The following is a 17586-nucleotide window of genomic DNA, read 5'->3' on the forward strand; positions in this document are numbered from 1 at the left end:
AATCCCATCGAGAAAAAGTGGGCTCAAGTGAAGTTTTTACGCCAAGGTTGGATGGAAAATGACTTATCTAAATTGTTTTATGATATTCATCCAAAACATAACTCTTTTGTAGTGCAGTGACTATAGTTTAGCTGAGAACATAGTTAGTGTTTTTGATCAGAGAAGTTCTTACTTACGTAAAGACTTAAGAAACAGGTTAGAGTTAATAAAAGAAAATACTAATGAAAAAAATTTTTATAACATTAATCCATATGATGTAATTAGTAATCTAGATCAACTTTATCAAGGATATTCTCCAAATTCACTCACATTGTTTGGTAAAATTTATTCATTGGATAACATACAAAGGGAAAATTATATTGATAGCTACAATTTAGAAGAAAATAAAATTTTACTTGGTGGATTAGTATCAATTAAAGAAAACCTATTAGTTATATCAGATGCTATTGATAGAAAAATATATAGACCAACCTATGATAAAGAATACAAAACAATCAGACCATTTTATAAGTCAAATAATTTTAATATCGATGATTTATATGCACAATTAACAACTTCTGGTATGCAGAAAAGAATTGATTCTGTACTTACTCATACTGATAATTTATTATACTTCCTTCAAAGAAAATTAAATATCGATTTTGAAGGTTTTATTCCACCTAAGTTAACACCATTTGCAAGAAAGTCTAGTTTCTATCTGACAGTATATAATTACTTAGAAGATTGGTATTCATTAGGTAACCCTAACATTGGAATTGATCACGATTTGGCTAAGATTAGGTCAACATCCAAAATTTATGAACTATTTACAATGTATAAGTTGATTGATGCTTTACACAAAGATGGTTGGAAAATTACTAGCTCGGTAGAACATCCTTTTTTTAAACGTTTTATTCCATCTCAAATTAATTTTTGTAAAGAGGATTCTTTTTTAAACCTCTATTACGAGAAAAAAATTCTTGGATTTAATGAAAATACTCAACATAATGACTTAGTGGCTTTGAATAAGAATAATCCAAAAAGTCAATATAATTATTACAATCCGGATTTCGTTCTAGTAAAGAAAGTTCAGGATGATATAAGTTACTATATATTCGACTCTAAATACAGTAGTTCAAACACATTAAGAACTCATAAAGTATTAGATAGTTTATATGAGAAATATTTTAGTAATATGGCTATTTATGATCAGTTTAACAATATATTGGATAAACGCTCTATCAAATGCGTTAATGCCATTCACCCCTTTGGAGACAATTCACTAACGAAGTGGTCAAATAAATTGCCACAGATAGTTCCTGATATATCTTCCATATTGTTATCACAAGATGTAAATGATCTTAGCAAGGTTCTGAGCTTAATAAATAAGTAATTGAGTATTTTCCTGTCAGCTATCAATATTTGTTTAACACTGTATTTAAAATTATTTCAGATATGTATCAAGCAGAAACATCGAATATAAGCAGATAATAATCGCAACCTCTTCTATCTTAAGATACAAAAAAGCCCAGTCATCACGACTGAGCTTTTTTGTATTTAGCTTAACTAATTACTAGCCTGCTTCTTTATTCTCGCTTGCCAATTGACGTAGTACGTAGTGCAACACACCACCATGACGCACATATTCGCGCTCTTTTGGCGTTTGCAGACCGACATTGACTTCAAAGGTCTCGCTCGACCCATCAGCACGTGTAGCCGTGACTTTGGCGGTTTTGCTTTCACCATTATCCAGACTCGTGATGCTCAATACTTCAGAACCATCTAGTTTGTAGGTTTCTGCATTTTGACCGTCTTTAAACGTCAATGGCAACACACCCATACCGACGAGGTTTGAGCGGTGAATACGCTCAAACGAGCTGGTCAACACGGCTTTTACACCTAGCAAGATAGTACCTTTGGCTGCCCAATCACGGCTCGAACCAGAACCATACTCTGACCCACCAAGTACGACGAGCGGACGCTTGTCTTCTTTATATTTCATTGCTGCATTATAGATAGGCATTTCTTCGCCATCTTGTAACGTAGCGCTGTCATCCTTGAAGTAGTAGGTATAACCGCCTTCTTTACCGCCCATCATGGTATTTTTGATACGGATGTTGGCAAAGGTACCACGAGTCATGACCGCATCGTTACCACGGCGTGAGCCATAGCTGTTGAAGTCTGCTTCCATCACACCGCGCTCTTGCAAGTACTGACCTGCTGGTGAGTCTGGATCGATATTACCCGCTGGTGAGATGTGATCGGTGGTGATTGAATCACCGAACAGACCAAGGATACGTGCGCCTTCGATATCAGGAATACCTTCTGGCTCCATGGTCATACCATCAAAGAACGGTGGGTTCTTGATATACGTTGACCCTTCATCCCATGGGTACAGCTGGCTGTCCGCTGAGCTAATCGCATTCCACGCGGCACTACCGTCAAATACTTCACCATAGTTTTTGCGGAACATATCAGCATCGATGTTATTGGCAATCAACTCGTTGATTTCTTCTGAAGTTGGCCAAATGTCTTTTAGGAATACATCATTGCCGTCTTGGTCTTGCGCTAATGGATGTGTCGTCAAGTCGATATCGACCGTACCTGCTAGCGCATAGGCAACTACTAGCGGCGGTGATGCCAAATAACTGGCCTTCACATGTGAGTGGATACGACCTTCAAAGTTACGGTTACCTGACAGTACGGCAGAAGCAACCAAGTCGTTCTCTTCAATACCTTTTTCAATCGCTTCAGGAAGTGGCCCTGAGTTACCGATACAGGTAGTACACCCATAACCTACCAAATAGAAGCCTGTTTTTTCTAGCTCATCCATAAGGTTGGTTTTTTCTAGGTAATCAGTGACGACTTTAGAGCCAGGGGCCAATGACGTTTTTACCCACGGTTTGGCTTTGAGCCCTTTAGCAGCAGCTTTTTTGGCAACCAGACCAGCACCAATCATAACCGCAGGGTTTGAGGTATTGGTACAAGAGGTAATGGCAGCAATTACGACTGAGCCATCTCTTAACTTGTGCTGCTTGTCATCGATACTGACATTTGAGAAGACGTTATTCGCTGGAGCATGCTTTAGATCATCGTCTCTTGTGTCGACTTCAATCTTTGGTTCAGCCGCTAGATCTTCTGCTTGCTCTTGCTCACCGCCCTCTTGATCAAAGCGTATCTTACCGTCTACTTCTACTTTGCGGTCTTTGTTCATCTTCTCCAGCGTTTCGCCAAACTTCTCATGCATATCTGATAGGTTGATGCGCTGCTGCGGCAAATTAGGACCAGCCAATGCTGGCTGTACTGAAGATAAATCAAGCTCTAGCTTGCTCGAGTATGTTGCTGCTGGTGTGTCAGCATCATGCCACAGACCCTGCGCCTTGGCATATTGCTCAACCAACTCAATTTGTTCTTCATCTCGACCAGACAGACGCAGATAATCAATCGCCATTTGGTCAATTGGGAAGATACCACAAGTCGCGCCATACTCTGGTGACATATTGGCAATGGTAGCGCGGTCTGCTAGCGGCATACTGTGCAGGCCTTCACCATAAAACTCAACGAACTTACCGACCACGCCATGTGCACGCAACATCTCAACGACACGTAATACTAAATCAGTCGCCGTGACACCCTCAGTTAGCTTGCCTTTGAGCTCAAACCCGACCACTTGCGGAATTAGCATCGAGGAAGGTTGACCCAGCATCGCTGCTTCGGCTTCGATACCGCCTACGCCCCAACCAAGCACACCGATACCATTAATCATCGTGGTGTGGCTGTCTGTACCAAATACGGTGTCTGGATAAGCCATCAGCTCGCCATCAACATCTGCTGCCATCACGACGCGAGCGAGATACTCGAGGTTGACCTGATGCACGATACCTGTCGCTGGTGGTACGACGACGAAGTTTTCAAAGGCTTGTTTGCCCCAATGCAAAAACTCATAGCGCTCATTGTTACGCTTAAATTCAATTTTTTCGTTGAGATCTAGTGCATCCTCACGACCATAAGCATCGACCTGTACAGAGTGATCAACGACCAGCTCACTAGGGATAAATGGGTTGATTTGCTCAGCTTTACCGCCAAGCTCAACCACTGCATCACGCATCGCGGCCAAATCAACAACTGACGGCACACCAGTAAAATCTTGCAAAACCACACGTGCTGGCATAAAGGCAATCTCTTTTGATGCCTCAGCGCCTGCATCCCAGTTAGCAACTGCTTCGATATGGTTTTTGCCAACCGACTGGCCGCCGTCTTCGTTACGCAATAGGTTTTCTAATACCACTTTCATACAAAATGGTAGGGTATCGATATGTTCGTAAGTTTCGGTCAGCTTTGGCAAACTATAAAAGGCATATTCCTTGCCAGCGACTGAGAGGGTGTCTTTTACATTAAAAATATCACTCATGATAGCTTCCTTATCGTTGTTATAGATCCTAGACGTCAATTATTATGGGTGTAGGTATATGACTGGTGGCTGAATAAATGATCGAATTGATTTTGATAATCAAAAGGTGTCGTCAATTTATCTTATGACCGCTTCTGCTCGCAAAGAAAATAACGCTACTTTAACAATGCTACTTTGATAACGCTATTTGCTTGCTCAACAAAAGCTTCTTTTACCATAACAAACATGCAAGGCTTTGTTAACGTCTAGACGTTATCGAATCGTGGCACAATCGTAAACGTAACAAAGGCTTAATGAGCTATATACTAATGGTGATCGCTATCACTTACTGGGTTTTTGGCGTCTGCCACTACGGAACACGTAGCTGTCGTCATAAAACTCGGTCACGGCGTTTGCTGCCCAGAAATGCGGCACGCCTAAAATCGGTAGCGGCGCAAGCTGGCGTGGTTTGACATCATCATTTGATAATAACGTGTCCATGTATTTGGCAACCTTATCATCCAAATAGCTCATACGTTCAGCCAATGATAAGGTAAAGAACTCTTGTGAAACATGAATGACAATACTATGCGCACACAATGGCTTGCGCGGTTGTATCAGTTGCTCAAGTAGTGCATGCCCAAAGATATAGACTGCTGCCTGAGCACTTGTATTTGGTCGTGCTGGGTTGTCCCATTTAGCACGTGGCTTAACCAAACTTGCCTGCCAGTCAAAACTAACCAACGCCTCACCGATACTAACATCAGAAGTCACCAGCACGGCGCCATTCTCATCGAACACCGTAATGGTGTCACGTACCCGTCCTCGTCGCTCACTAACGCCTTGCTTGGCAATCTCCAGCATATGATAGTAATTGAGCATAGCCTTAGTCTTCGGGAAGGTCAGCCAGATACTACCGTTAAATAAATCGTGCAGATTGTCCCGCGTCGGAATATGTCCGCTTGTCCCGATGAAATACTCGTAAGCTTCGCCATCGGGCAATGCATTTTGAGAGACGAACTGTAGTGTCTGCGGCTTATTATCACCAGCTGGTTTGGTCTGTGGTAAGGGTTGCTCCAAGGCCGTCGCTTGCCGCTCCATTGCTGCTTTTAATACCGCACCAACGACATCAGGTGTACTACCGACAGCTTTTGGTGTGCCCATACTGTCTACTTGGCAACTGGTATTGCTAAGGTGCTCGATGGTTGTGCTGAGGTAATTAAGCTGAGCAATATGAGACAGCCACGGTGCTTGCCAGTCAATATCGGCAAAGAGTTTATCAAGTGTACTCTCTACGATAGAAGGGTCGTCGTTGTTGTCTGTGTCGGGTTTTGTTTTGGCGGGCAAGTCATTGGCGGGCATAAGGGCTATCTCTTAAGGTTTATCTCTGTTAGACGTATGGACGGTCTATGGTATCATGGTGCGCTTTTTTACAGCTAGATGAGCGACTCGAAAGGTCTTTTCGAGCGCGATGGATAAATGAGTTTTTATGGCAAATTTTAATACCCACTTAAACGTTGCATTTATGGTTAGCGGTGCCATGAGTCTGACTGTATATAAAGCTGGACTGATCGACGACTCAGGGTTTTTGATGTGTGTGGCACTTGGGACTATTGGCGGGTTGTTACCAGATTTAGATTCGGATAACTCAACACCGATTAAGCTTGGTTTTAATATCACCTCTTTTGTCTTTGCCTTTGGTTTGGTCATGCACTGGCGTAGTGAGCTAAGCTTGCTTTCGCTGATAGCATTATGGCTGGCTGGCTACGGTTTTATGCGTTATGTCGTTTTTCATATTTTTACTACGATGACTGTGCATCGCGGCGTCATTCACTCTGTGCCATATATGGCGATATTGGGACTGGGTCTGACGTGTTTAAGTTATTACGGTCTACACCTACCACTGACGACCAGCTGGTTTTACGGTCTGTTTTTATTTGGCGGGGCGATAGTGCACTTGTCATTGGATGAGCTGTATAGCGTGAATTTGTCTAATATGAAAATGAAGCGCTCATCGGGCACGGCGATGAAGTTCTACCAACCAAAAGATAAATGGTGGTACTTGCTCTTATATACTATCCTTGCATTACTGGTATATGTCGCTCCGCCTTTTAAGATGTTTTGGTCGCGACTAAGTGATCCTTCTGCATGGGCACAGCTAAGAGTTGGTATGCTGCCGACACTCCTAGAAAATATGCTACGGTAAACTATTACTGCCAATCATTAGAGTATGATATGTCACTTCTTATACCATCTACTACCAAAACCTGCCCTTGCCAAATCAATCCATTAACAGAGACAGACTCGCCGCTCTCCTATCAAGACTGCTGCCAGCCGTATCATGAGTCGCTTGTCGCGCCTGATGCAGAGCGATTGATGCGTAGCCGTTATAGTGCATTTGTGTTGGTACTGCCTGAGTATATTGTTAAAACTACTGTACCCGCGCAGCAAGCTTTACTTGATATTGATGCGATTGAAAGTTGGGCAAAAGAGACGGACTGGGCAGGGTTAGAGATTGTGAAGCACATACCTAAGCTGGGCAAAAGACATGCGCAGGTTGAGTTTAAGGCGTATTTTAATGCCAAAGATAATGCAAATGATTTAGGAGGAAAAATACAAGCGCATCATGAGTTATCCACCTTTGTAATAGTAAAAGACAAGACTAATAACGATGCACGTTGGTATTTTTTAGATCCGACGGTTGCGATGACGGTGACACAAAAACAACCTTGTATTTGTGGGTCTGGTGAGAAATTTAAGCGGTGTTGTGGGATGTATTTGTAGAAGTTATGAGTAACTATAAAAAATTCGCTAGATTTGCTACATTACATAGTATCATGTATAATTTAAATGTGATCTAACCTAGAGCTAGACTCTACAGTAGGATCCATCGGGTTCAGCTATACGCTGAACCCTTTCTAATTATCGAGTAACAATTCCAAAGGCGTTATTTCTAGATGCCTGAGTCGATAAAATTGGCAAGAGTCTTTGAAAATAGTTTCTTCCGCCTTTTTTCTTGACATATGAGCATGGTTGCATCATTTGATTTAAGAAGTAAGCATTCACATCACATAACTGTATGATATAAGAATGTAAAGAATTTTGATGTACCGCATCCTCAATTATCCATTTAGTCGGCTTCATTCTATATCCTCCTCCCATACTGTTAGGTATTGGATTATATTTCCTCATTCTTCTTGCTAAACTTCTTAGCTTTACTTCATCAGTTTGATCAACGAATAGCATTCCTGTGTCAGAATCATTATTACTTCCAACAAAATTTTTGTAATTTATAGTATTTTCAAATCTTTGAATAAGCGTTGTCCACGCTATCTCAAAAATATCGCTGTTTTCAGCTTTACTATCTTTGTCCACTACTACATTTATGATTCGAATGATTTCTTTTAACTCAGCCTCAAAATCAATAATATCTCTTAGTAATCTCAATCTCATGGATTTGGGGATTCTGCTCAATTCTCCAGGTTTATGCAAGAAATGAGAGCTATGTATTTCTTCTCGAAGCTTGAAACTATATTGAGCTCTTATATAGCGTCGAAAATCTATTATTAGCTCTAACAACTCATCCCACTTACTTTCATGGACAACCAAACCACTTAAACAAAAATAACGAGTCGGACTATTAATCAACCCTACATCACCACTTTCATCAACGTACATCATATACATATAGCCTCCCTATCAAACACTCGCCCCAACTTCCCTTGCAATCGCAATCCCTTCCTCAACCGTCAAAAACTTACGCTGACTTGGGCTGTCTTTATAAATGACATCGCCGTCTTGGAAGATTAAGCACTCATTGACCGCCAGCTGCTGCCATTTCTCATTTTCAGTAAGCGGCACGGTGACCAAGATAGTGACTTTGTCCGTGTCTGTGGTCACATCACCGAAGTTAATCGCCAGATCGTCGTCTGATAATTTCGCCTCACCAAATGGTGCTTTTCGTGTGAGATAAAACAACAAACTACCCGCATAAGCCAGTAGCCACTTACCATTCGATATCAAGCAATTGAATAGACCATTTGCAGACAGATAGCGACACTGCGTGGTCAAAAAATTAAACAGTGTTTGGTCGTCAGGACGAGTTTTGAAGCTACTCTTTAAACGATTAATGAGATAGCAAAAGATCATTTCAGAGTCAGTGCTACCCACTGGCTGACAATGCGCGGCATTACCGTTGTCTTGCAGACGTTGGCAGCGTTTAATAAACTCGCTATTCATCTGTCCATTGTGCGCAAATACCCACTGTTCGCCCCATACTTCACGGACAAACGGATGCGTATTTGCCAAGCAGTTCTGCCCTTGCGTCGCTTTACGAATATGAGCGATGACATTCATGGCTTTGATTGGGTAGTTGTTCACCAAGTCAGCCACTGGTGACAGGTGGCTCGGTCTGTTGTCATGAAATAGTCGCAGGCCTGTTGAGTCATTTACCGTGCCATCGTTAGTATTGTTATTATTGCTGCATTCGCTACGTTCAAAAAACGCAATACCAAAGCCGTCTTCATGACTGTCGGTCATTCCGCCGCGTTTGCGAAAACCTGCAAAACTAAAGCCAATATCTGTTGGGGTATTGCAGTTCATTCCTAAGAGTTGACACATTTATAGTTCACCGTCTTTATAGTCTTGTTTGCCATGATTGTGCTCGGTTTCTGGCGTGATACCAAGCTCAGCATCGCTCATATTGGCGAGTAGATCAGCCCTAGCACTACTGTCTGTATCGATACCCTCTAGGATACGCTGGGCTGCTGCCAGCTCTGTACCCTCTACCCAAAGCACGATACCAGAGTTCATACCAGGGATAGCACTTAGCGGCTGTATAGACACCGCGATGCCATTATTGCGTAGCAGGTTGGCATGCAGCTCGCCCTGCATATTGGTATCGAAACGTGCCAGTTTGTGCCAGTTATCAACTTGATCGGTCATGGGGTCGTCTCCAAAGTGCTGCTACTAGTATATCTACTGCTAGCATACTTGTTACTAGGGTAAATGGATAAGCAATGTTTAGGATACTTGATTTAGTGTGTATTCTTTGACTGCAAACTCACTACTATTAGCTAATTTTTCGTGTGCTTGCTCGGCTTGTGCCATACTACTAAATACACCAGCAATGTGATTGTTCTGTGTGTTCGATAATATAAACACTGCGTTCTGCGCTTTTTCGACATGTGCCCAATGATAGGCGGCTAAACGCTTCATCAAGTCAGGGTTTTTGACCATGATGTTGTCACCCGTACGACCTTCGGTACGGTTGTAATGAATCACGTTTAGACGCAGTAACCAGAATATCACTGCTGCTTTTGCTAGCATAACAGGTAGTGCACGTTTCTCATCAGTATTTAGTGGGCGTATCGATTCATAACCTTGTAAGAATGCCTCCATTTTATTGCGATCAAAGTTCACAGACTCGCCCTGCTCAGCGACGCCCCACGTGGTACAAAAATCATTGATAGTGATCGCAATATCCATCACATAGTGCTCGACACTGACTTCAGTGAAATCTAACAAACCCGTCAGACGTGCTTCACCTTTTTGTAGATTCCATAATGTGTTGTCAGCAAACATATCTAAATGACATAAGCCGTTTGGCAATGTAGTCAGCGGTAGATCGCGATAAGACTGCCAAATATCGCTCATCAATTTGGCTTCGTCACTCGGCATAAACTGCATTTCGCGGTCACGTACATCTGCCCATGGGTATAAGGGTACGCCATATTGCTCGCTTGGCTGCAGTGCTTGTAGGGTCTCATGCAGCATGGCTAACGCCGCTCCGATATCGTGACACATCGCTTGCGTGGTTTGGTCTGGATGCGATCCTGATAGGCATGGCACTAGGGTAATCGCTTTGTCTTCATAATGGATGACATAACGTTTATCGTCACTATCCGTTTGAGCGCTATTCGATTCAATAACTGCCAGTGGCGCGGCAACAGGTAGTTTGCCATCTAATTGGTTTAAGATGACTGCCATTTTTTCGATATCAGCAGGTGGACGCTCTTCAAACAAGGTAAATACATAAGAATACATGCCATCTACATCGTCAGTTGTTTGAATAAACCAGTTTGAGTTTTTGATACCTTGAGTGATTGGAATCGCACGGACGAACGACACACCAAAGCTTTGGCAAAAGGCGGCAAACTGATCATCGGTTAACTGGGTATAGACGGACATGACATCTCACTTATGACGGTTAAATGGTAAGGTAGTACGTGAAATAATAAATTCAATTTGGGTAATAATAAATGTGGCGACAGATAATAATAGTGACCATTACGTCGCTCATAAGCAAACTTTAAATATCGTTAGGATATTTGGTCAACCAGCTGCGCTCTACATACAACGTAGCTGATACTGATACTGATACTGTTATTGATAAAGTAGCTACTTAGTAAAAGAGCAGCTCAATAAGACAGCTACTTAGTAAATCAGCTGACACATAGGCTAGCTAATATATAGGCTAGGCATTTTTTGCAATTTTCAAACCTTCTTCAATCGACAAGTAAACAGGGGACTTAGGGACATCTTGATAAACCATATGGCCCTCTGCAAAAATAATGCACTCATCGACAGCCAGCTGTTGCCAGTCTTCATCACTGGTAAGCGGGGTGGTAGCAAGCACCGTCATGACATCGTCTGTCTCATTGACGGCCGCAAAATCCATCGTCACATCGACATCAATGAGAGCCGCTGAGCCAAATGGAGTTTGACGAGTCACATGAAATAACAACGTATTGGCATAACCAAGCATCCACTCGCTATTGGACATCACGCAATTGAACAGTCCATAATTCGCCAAAAAACGACATTGCATGGTTAAGAACTCATACAATATCTGTGCATCGGGCTTGTACTCAAACTGGTCTTTTAGTTGATTGAGCAAATAACAAAACGCAAATTCCGAATCGGTGTCCCCTATTGGGCAATAGTGATGTGATTTGCCTTGCTTAATAGGGTCGCTATCGGCCGCATCTTTAATGATCATTTTACCGTTATGAGAAAACACCCAAGCCTCGCCCCAAATCTCACGCGTAAAAGGATGAGCATTACTGAGTAACTGATCATCTGATTTGCGTATATGGACAATAGTATTGTCAGCTTTTACTCGAGTGTGACTGACCAATTCAGCAAGTGGGGAATCCATCGCCGCGCGATTATCGCAGTACAAACGCAGTCCCGTCGGCTCAAAATAAGCAATGCCAAAACCGTCAACATGATCGTCTGTAAGCCCACCACGAGCCCGAAAACCAGCAAAAGAGCAACCGATATCAGCAGGATTTTTACTGTTCATGCCGAGCAGTTGACACATAAGCACCCTTTGCATTTGTTTTGTAAAATAGTTACGCGTATCATAGCATTTTATGTGATGTATCTTTGTATTCTTGCGCGAATTAATAGGCGGTTTTATGCTAGCAAAACGTATTATTCCCTGTCTTGACGTAGACGATGGCCGCGTGGTCAAAGGCGTCCAGTTTGTCGATATCAAAGACGCAGGCGATCCTGTCGAAGTCGCTCGCCGCTACAACGAACAAGGCGCTGATGAGATTACCTTTTTAGACATCACTGCGACCAATGATGAGCGCGATACCACGTATCATACCGTTGAACGCATGGCAGAGACGGTATTTGTGCCACTCACTGTCGGCGGCGGCGTGCGAAAAATCGCTGATATTCGTAATTTGCTAAACGCAGGCGCGGACAAAGTCGCAATCAACTCAGCAGCAGTATTCACCCCTGAATTTGTTGGGGAAGCCGCGCAAAAATTTGGTAACCAATGTATCGTCGTTGCCATCGATGCCAAACGCGTCGCTGATATCAACGTCGATGGTATTACCGTGCCGCGTTGGGAGATTTTTACCCATGGTGGTCGTAAGCCAACCGGTATTGATGCCGCTGCTTGGGCGAGCAAAATGGCCGAGCTGGGCGCTGGTGAATTGCTAGTCACTTCGATGGACGGTGATGGCACCAAAAAAGGCTATGATTTGGCACTCATGCAGCAGATCACCAGCCGCGTCAATGTACCTGTTATTGCTTCAGGTGGCGTCGGCAACCTACAGCACTTGGCAGAAGGCGTGCTAGAAGGTGGCGTCGATGCGGTACTTGCCGCCAGTATTTTTCACTTCGGTGAGTACACCGTGTTGGAGGCCAAAGAATACATGGCAGCGCAAGGTATACAGATGCGTCTATAGCACGTTCGTAAAATACAAATAAAACCCAAAAAAATGCTATCATAGTGCTAACCATTTATTTTCGTTCAATTAACTATGACAACGCCAAAATAATAGGCGACCGAGTTGATTGAACGTATTTGTATATTTAGCTATTTATTTACGTCTATATCTCAATTGAACGCTTTATTAAGCAAAGGATTTTTTATGTCGAACTTACAACAGCAGCGCAGCGATGTGACCCATATCGATGGTAACTTGCATCAAAATGCTGACGCTCGCATTGGCATCGTCGTTGGTCGCTTTAATGGTTTTGTCGTCGAGTCACTAGTTGATGGCGCAATCGACGCCCTACTCCGTCATGGTGTATTGGGTAGCAACATTACCGTTGTCCGTGTTCCTGGTGCATTTGAGTTGCCACTTGTTGCCCAGCGCGCGGCTGAATCAGATCGCTTTGACGCGATTGTGGCACTGGGTGCAATCATCCGTGGTAGCACGCCGCACTTTGATATTGTAGCCAGTGAATCGGCCAAAGGTCTGAGCGCTGTGGCAATGGATTATAATATCCCTGTTGCCAACGGTATCATCACAACGGATAGCATCGAGCAAGCTATTGAGCGCTCTGGTACTAAAGCAGGCAACAAAGGCTCTGAAGCTGCGATGGTTGTGCTAGAAATGATTGCTGTTTTGTCACAGCTCGATATTGATGATATCGATGAAGCTTAAACCTTAACGCTAGAACTTTCTGTTTCAACTGGTGCTGCTATTTGGTAATAGCAGTACCTTATAGCACGACGCCAGCTATCAACACACTGGCTATTTTTTGAATTTTCGCCGTATTTCTATACTCTTTATAAAACTGAATAAGCAAAGTAAGTACATATGCGTTCTGATAGTATTCTATCTCAACACACTCGAATCAATGCTTTGCTGATTTAGTTTTTGACTGGGTATCATCTCAAAAATTTAGGTACAGACCCCCTATGACTGACCAACTCAAGCGCGCTATCAGCGCTGCGAAAACCGCACAAGCCAACGAAGCTGAAGCTACCCGTATAGCGAGCAGTAGTGCAGGTGATCAAACCTTCGATATGAGTGAGTCTTCTTACAAGACCAGTCACACTGCTATCCGTAAGGCGCGCCGCTTTGCGATGCAAGGACTATACGAGTGGCTCGTCACCGACCGCCGCTTTGATGTGGATGGCAAGCTTGGCTGGAAAGACAATGCTCCGCATGACATCGCTGCACGTACGCGTGCCACCAACGCCATGCATACTGTACATATCGGTTACTATCACGAAATGATGCGTGATATTCCAGAGCAAATTGAAGCGCTAGACGCCCTTATCAGTCAACATCTCGATCGTGAGATTGATAAGTTAGATACCGTTGAGCACGCTATTTTGCTGATTGGTGCCTATGAGCTGCAAAACCGTATGGAAATTCCTTACAAAGTTGTGCTCGATGAAGCGATGAAGCTTAACAATCACTTTGGCGCGACTGATGCTCATAAGTTGATTAATGCAGTACTGGACAAAATGGCTGTTGAAGTGCGCGCGCTTGAAGTGCAAGCAGATACCAAAGCTAACCTACGTACCTCACAAAAAGCATCTAAGCAAGCTGAAACAGTGCTAGCAGACGATGTCGAATCAGCTACTCAAACTACAAACGCTGTCGATGAGGCACCAACCGCTTCAAACAAGCCGCGTATCAGTGCTAACAAGGCCAACATCAAGCGCAGTAGTGCCAGTAAAGCCAGTGCCAATATCAGTGAATTTAAAGCAAATAAGAAAGCCACTGACGACACAAAAAGCAAAGACTAACCATGAACGAGTTTGAGCTGATTGAGCGTATATTTTTACAAATGCAAGCTGACTATTTACCGTCAGATGCTATCAAAAAGGGTATCGAAAAAGGTATCGGTGATGATGCGGCGGTTATGTCACTGCCAGTAGGAGCGCGCCTAGTCAGCTGTATCGATACGCTGGTTCAAGGTCGCCATTTCCATGCTGATTTTGAGCAAGTAAATAAGCTTGCGTTTGAAATTGGCTACAAAGCCGTCGCAGTCAATGTTTCAGATATTGCAGCAATGGGTGCCACCCCGCACAGTATCTTACTGGCATTGGCCTTGCCTGAGCAATTGGCAAACAGCGACTGGCTCACTGTATTTGCCAAAGGTTTATTTCATGCCTGTCGACTGTTTGGGGTCACGCTAATTGGCGGTGATACTACACGCAGCGAGCAATTGGTGATCAGTGTGAGTGCGCAAGGGTTACTTACCGCAGATACACCAGCTGTTTATCGCTCGGGGGCGCAGGTCGGTGACAAGGTCTATGTCTCAGGGACGCTTGGTGATGCTGCCTATGCATTAGAGTTCCCTGACAGCCCACAAGGCACAGAGCTGACGCATCGCTTGCACATGCCAACGCCTCGTATCACTTTGGGTGCGGCACTGGCAAGCGCGGGCGCAACGGCGATGATCGATATCTCTGATGGTCTATACCAAGACCTTGGGCATATCTGTCAGCAGAGCGGTGTGAGTATGCAGCTTAACCTTGAGCAACTGCCTACTAGTGACTCGTTACGTTCAGTAGACTTATCTAAGCGCTTGTTGTGTCAGCTGGCAGGTGGAGATGATTATGAGCTGGCTTTTACTTTGCCTGCGCATATTGAGCCACCAGCTGGCAACACGCCTATCACTTGTATCGGGAAAGTGATTGCGCTAACAGAGTCAACAGCAACAGATAAAAACACATCTACAGCGTTACGTCCTGAACTGTTCTATAGCAACCAGTTAGTGACGCCTACCCAACCTGCACCATTCTCTACATGGCCTAATATTACTGGCTACCAACACTTTACAGGCTAATCTATGACTGATCATGACCTATCTAAGCCTGATATCCGTAAAGCAAATGACTGTCCACCACTGCCAGCGGGTGCCAGTATGCTTGATACTATCGTTTATTGGCTTGGGCTAGGCTTAGGTAGCGGCCTGCCCCGCCGTGCCCCTGGTACGTGGGGCACCGTTGGTGGTCTGATTGTGGGCGTACCGCTCATGGCCTTGGGGTTTGTCCCTTTTTTAATATTAACTATTCTATCTTGTATTGTTGGTATCTGGATATGTGGACGGACGTCTGAATTGATGCAGGTACACGATGATCCACATATTGTGTGGGATGAGTGGTCTGGTATGTGGATTACCTTGCTACCCCTATCGTATATTTTGTCCTATGTATTTCCTCCTTCTGTAGATGCCTTATCGATGATGATGTTGCCGACGTTTTGGGGCTGGTTACCGGCAGCTTTTATCCTATTTCGTGTGTTTGATATTTTAAAGCCACCACCGATTGGCTGGGCAGACAAAAAAGTTGCTGGCGGTCTTGGGGTGATGCTAGATGACATCATTGCAGGCATCATGGCGGCCGTTATTTGGCTGATTATTTATACCGTTGCAGTCATGTTTTTTGCTTTTTGATAGCAGTACGCAGGAATATCTAGGATAGTCTTAGTATATTTACTGGTTTGATTTCGCTGAATTAGGCGAGGCATATTCGAGTTACAAAGCCTGCACGTCATATTTTATTTTCAAAAGGGATTTTGCGTTATAATCCAATATTATATTTTGTTACATTTGTAGGGTTATTATGACATCTCCTCTTTCTGTGATTATTTTAGCGGCCGGTAAAGGCACGCGTATGCAGTCTGCGAAACCCAAGGTATTGCAGACATTGGCTGGCAAATCATTATTGGGTCACGTACTAGACACTTGCCATCAGCTCACTGTTGATGAAACCATCATTGTCCATGGGTTTGGCGGTGAGCAAGTGAAGTCAGAAATCACCAATCAATATACACAGTCGTCGATCACTTGGGTTGCTCAAACTGAGCAGTTAGGAACAGGTCATGCCGTCAAAGTGACGCTGTCTGCTCTGCCACAATCAGGGCAAAGCCTTGTTTTGTATGGCGATGTACCATTGGTAAGCTGTCAGACGTTAGCCGCATTGAAAACTGCCAACACTGACGGTATGTCTATGTTAACCCTTACTGTCGACAATCCGTTTGGACTCGGTCGTATCAAGCGTGACCAAGCAGGTAATATTGAAGCTATCGTTGAGCAAAAAGATGCCAGTGCCGATGAGCAAAGCATCAAAGAAATCAACAGCGGTATCTATTGCGTGAATAATGCGCTATTGCATAAATATTTACCTGAACTCTCTAACGATAACGCCCAAAAAGAATACTATTTGACTGATATTGTCAAAATGGCAGTCGCTGATGGTATTACTATTGCGGCGATTGAGCCTGAGCATACGTTTGAGATTGAAGGCGTGAATAATCGCCAACAACTTGCCAGCCTAGAACGCACGTGGCAGCGCAAGTTAGTCGCTGATTTACAAGAAGCAGGTGTACAGTTTGCTGATCCTACCCGTGTTGATATTCGTGGGTCTTTAACCGCTGGTCAAGATGTGTTTGTAGATGTTGGCGTGGTATTTGAGGGTAATTGCGTTTTAGGTAATAACGTCTATATCGAAGCTGGCTGTGTGATTAAACATGCCACTATCGGTAATGCCTGCCATATCAAACCTTACTGCGTGATCGATCACGCTGATATTGGTGCTGGTGTCGATGTAGGGCCTTTTGCCCATCTGCGTCCTGAGACGGTATTGTCTGATAATAGTAAAATCGGTAACTTTGTAGAAATTAAGAAATCGACCGTCGGTTACGGCAGTAAAGTAAACCATTTGAGTTATGTGGGTGATGCGACTGTTGGTACAGGCGTCAATATTGGTGCTGGTGTCATTACCTGTAATTATGATGGTGCTAATAAATCGCAGACCATTATCCAAGACAACGCTTTTATCGGTTCCAATGCTAGCTTGGTTGCGCCTGTCACGATTGGTGATACTGCGACCGTGGCGGCAGGTTCTGTGGTTACAAAAGATGTTGATAATAATGCTTTGGCATTTGGCCGCGCGCGTCAAGTGCAAAAAAACGACTTTCAGCGTCCGACCAAGAAGTAACCGGCTCGTT

General features: G+C 43.7%; 16 protein-coding genes. 9 read left to right on the forward strand and 7 right to left on the reverse strand.

Annotation, left to right across the window (positions count from 1 at the left end):
* Window positions 1-331: 331 nt before the first annotated feature.
* Window positions 332-1372 carry a hypothetical protein gene (locus tag NJD71_RS11410; protein ID WP_319052071.1) on the forward strand — a complete coding sequence of 347 codons (1041 nt, stop codon included), beginning with the start codon at window positions 332-334 and terminating at the stop codon, window positions 1370-1372.
* Window positions 1373-1552: 180 nt separating this feature from the next.
* Here NJD71_RS11410 and acnA read toward each other — a convergent pair whose 3' ends face one another.
* Complete coding sequence (gene acnA / locus NJD71_RS11415) at window positions 1553-4390, reverse strand: aconitate hydratase AcnA (RefSeq protein ID WP_319052072.1); 2838 nt, start codon at window positions 4388-4390, stop codon at window positions 1553-1555.
* Window positions 4391-4711: 321 nt separating this feature from the next.
* Complete coding sequence (locus NJD71_RS11420) at window positions 4712-5731, reverse strand: DUF3025 domain-containing protein (RefSeq protein ID WP_319052073.1); 1020 nt, start codon at window positions 5729-5731, stop codon at window positions 4712-4714.
* Between the two features lie 127 nt (window positions 5732-5858).
* On the opposite strand from NJD71_RS11420, the gene NJD71_RS11425 reads away from it, so the two are divergent.
* Together NJD71_RS11425 and NJD71_RS11430 are read left to right on the forward strand one after the other, a co-directional pair.
* A complete protein-coding gene (locus NJD71_RS11425) occupies window positions 5859-6575 on the forward strand; it encodes a metal-dependent hydrolase (RefSeq protein WP_319052074.1) in 717 nt (238 codons plus the stop codon).
* A 29-nt stretch (window positions 6576-6604) separates the two neighbouring features.
* Complete coding sequence (locus tag NJD71_RS11430; RefSeq protein WP_319052075.1) at window positions 6605-7153, forward strand: YchJ family protein; 549 nt, start codon at window positions 6605-6607, stop codon at window positions 7151-7153.
* 138 nt (window positions 7154-7291) lie between these two features.
* Here NJD71_RS11430 and NJD71_RS11435 read toward each other — a convergent pair whose 3' ends face one another.
* The 5 genes from NJD71_RS11435 to NJD71_RS11455 form a co-directional block, all read right to left on the reverse strand.
* Window positions 7292-8050, reverse strand: a complete 759-nt coding sequence (locus NJD71_RS11435; protein WP_319052076.1) for a DUF3800 domain-containing protein — start codon at window positions 8048-8050, stop codon at window positions 7292-7294.
* A gap of 18 nt (window positions 8051-8068) precedes the next feature.
* The gene (locus tag NJD71_RS11440; RefSeq protein WP_319052077.1) at window positions 8069-8989 is read right to left on the reverse strand and encodes a class II glutamine amidotransferase; all 921 of its coding nucleotides are present in this window, start codon (window positions 8987-8989) and stop codon (window positions 8069-8071) included.
* Window positions 8990-9313 (reverse strand): hypothetical protein, encoded by a 324-nt coding sequence (locus tag NJD71_RS11445; RefSeq protein WP_319052078.1) that lies wholly within the window; start codon window positions 9311-9313, stop codon window positions 8990-8992.
* Between the two features lie 78 nt (window positions 9314-9391).
* A complete protein-coding gene (locus NJD71_RS11450) occupies window positions 9392-10558 on the reverse strand; it encodes a homoserine kinase (RefSeq protein ID WP_319052079.1) in 1167 nt (388 codons plus the stop codon).
* A 286-nt stretch (window positions 10559-10844) separates the two neighbouring features.
* On the reverse strand, window positions 10845-11693 hold the full coding sequence (locus tag NJD71_RS11455) for a class II glutamine amidotransferase (protein WP_319052080.1): 849 nt from the start codon (window positions 11691-11693) through the stop codon (window positions 10845-10847).
* Between the two features lie 97 nt (window positions 11694-11790).
* Here NJD71_RS11455 and hisF point away from each other — a divergent pair, with 97 nt between their 5' ends.
* The 6 genes from hisF to glmU all read left to right on the forward strand — a co-directional run bounded on the left by hisF (window position 11791) and on the right by glmU (window position 17576).
* Window positions 11791-12573: an imidazole glycerol phosphate synthase subunit HisF gene (gene hisF, locus NJD71_RS11460; protein ID WP_319052081.1), complete on the forward strand. Its 783-nt coding sequence runs from the start codon at window positions 11791-11793 to the stop codon at window positions 12571-12573.
* Between the two features lie 186 nt (window positions 12574-12759).
* Window positions 12760-13278: a 6,7-dimethyl-8-ribityllumazine synthase gene (gene ribH, locus NJD71_RS11465; protein ID WP_319052082.1), complete on the forward strand. Its 519-nt coding sequence runs from the start codon at window positions 12760-12762 to the stop codon at window positions 13276-13278.
* 257 nt (window positions 13279-13535) lie between these two features.
* Entirely contained in the window at window positions 13536-14375 is an 840-nt protein-coding gene (nusB, locus tag NJD71_RS11470; RefSeq protein ID WP_319052083.1) for a transcription antitermination factor NusB, read from the forward strand.
* 2 nt (window positions 14376-14377) lie between these two features.
* Window positions 14378-15421 (forward strand): thiamine-phosphate kinase, encoded by a 1044-nt coding sequence (gene thiL / locus NJD71_RS11475; RefSeq protein WP_319052084.1) that lies wholly within the window; start codon window positions 14378-14380, stop codon window positions 15419-15421.
* A gap of 3 nt (window positions 15422-15424) precedes the next feature.
* Window positions 15425-16030, forward strand: a complete 606-nt coding sequence (locus tag NJD71_RS11480; protein ID WP_319052085.1) for a phosphatidylglycerophosphatase A family protein — start codon at window positions 15425-15427, stop codon at window positions 16028-16030.
* A 169-nt stretch (window positions 16031-16199) separates the two neighbouring features.
* Window positions 16200-17576 carry a bifunctional UDP-N-acetylglucosamine diphosphorylase/glucosamine-1-phosphate N-acetyltransferase GlmU gene (gene glmU / locus NJD71_RS11485; RefSeq protein WP_319052086.1) on the forward strand — a complete coding sequence of 459 codons (1377 nt, stop codon included), beginning with the start codon at window positions 16200-16202 and terminating at the stop codon, window positions 17574-17576.
* Window positions 17577-17586 lie beyond the last annotated feature (10 nt).

It is taken from the genome of Psychrobacter sp. PP-21 (genome assembly GCF_033790785.1).
Taxonomy (GTDB): Bacteria; Pseudomonadota; Gammaproteobacteria; order Pseudomonadales; family Moraxellaceae; genus Psychrobacter.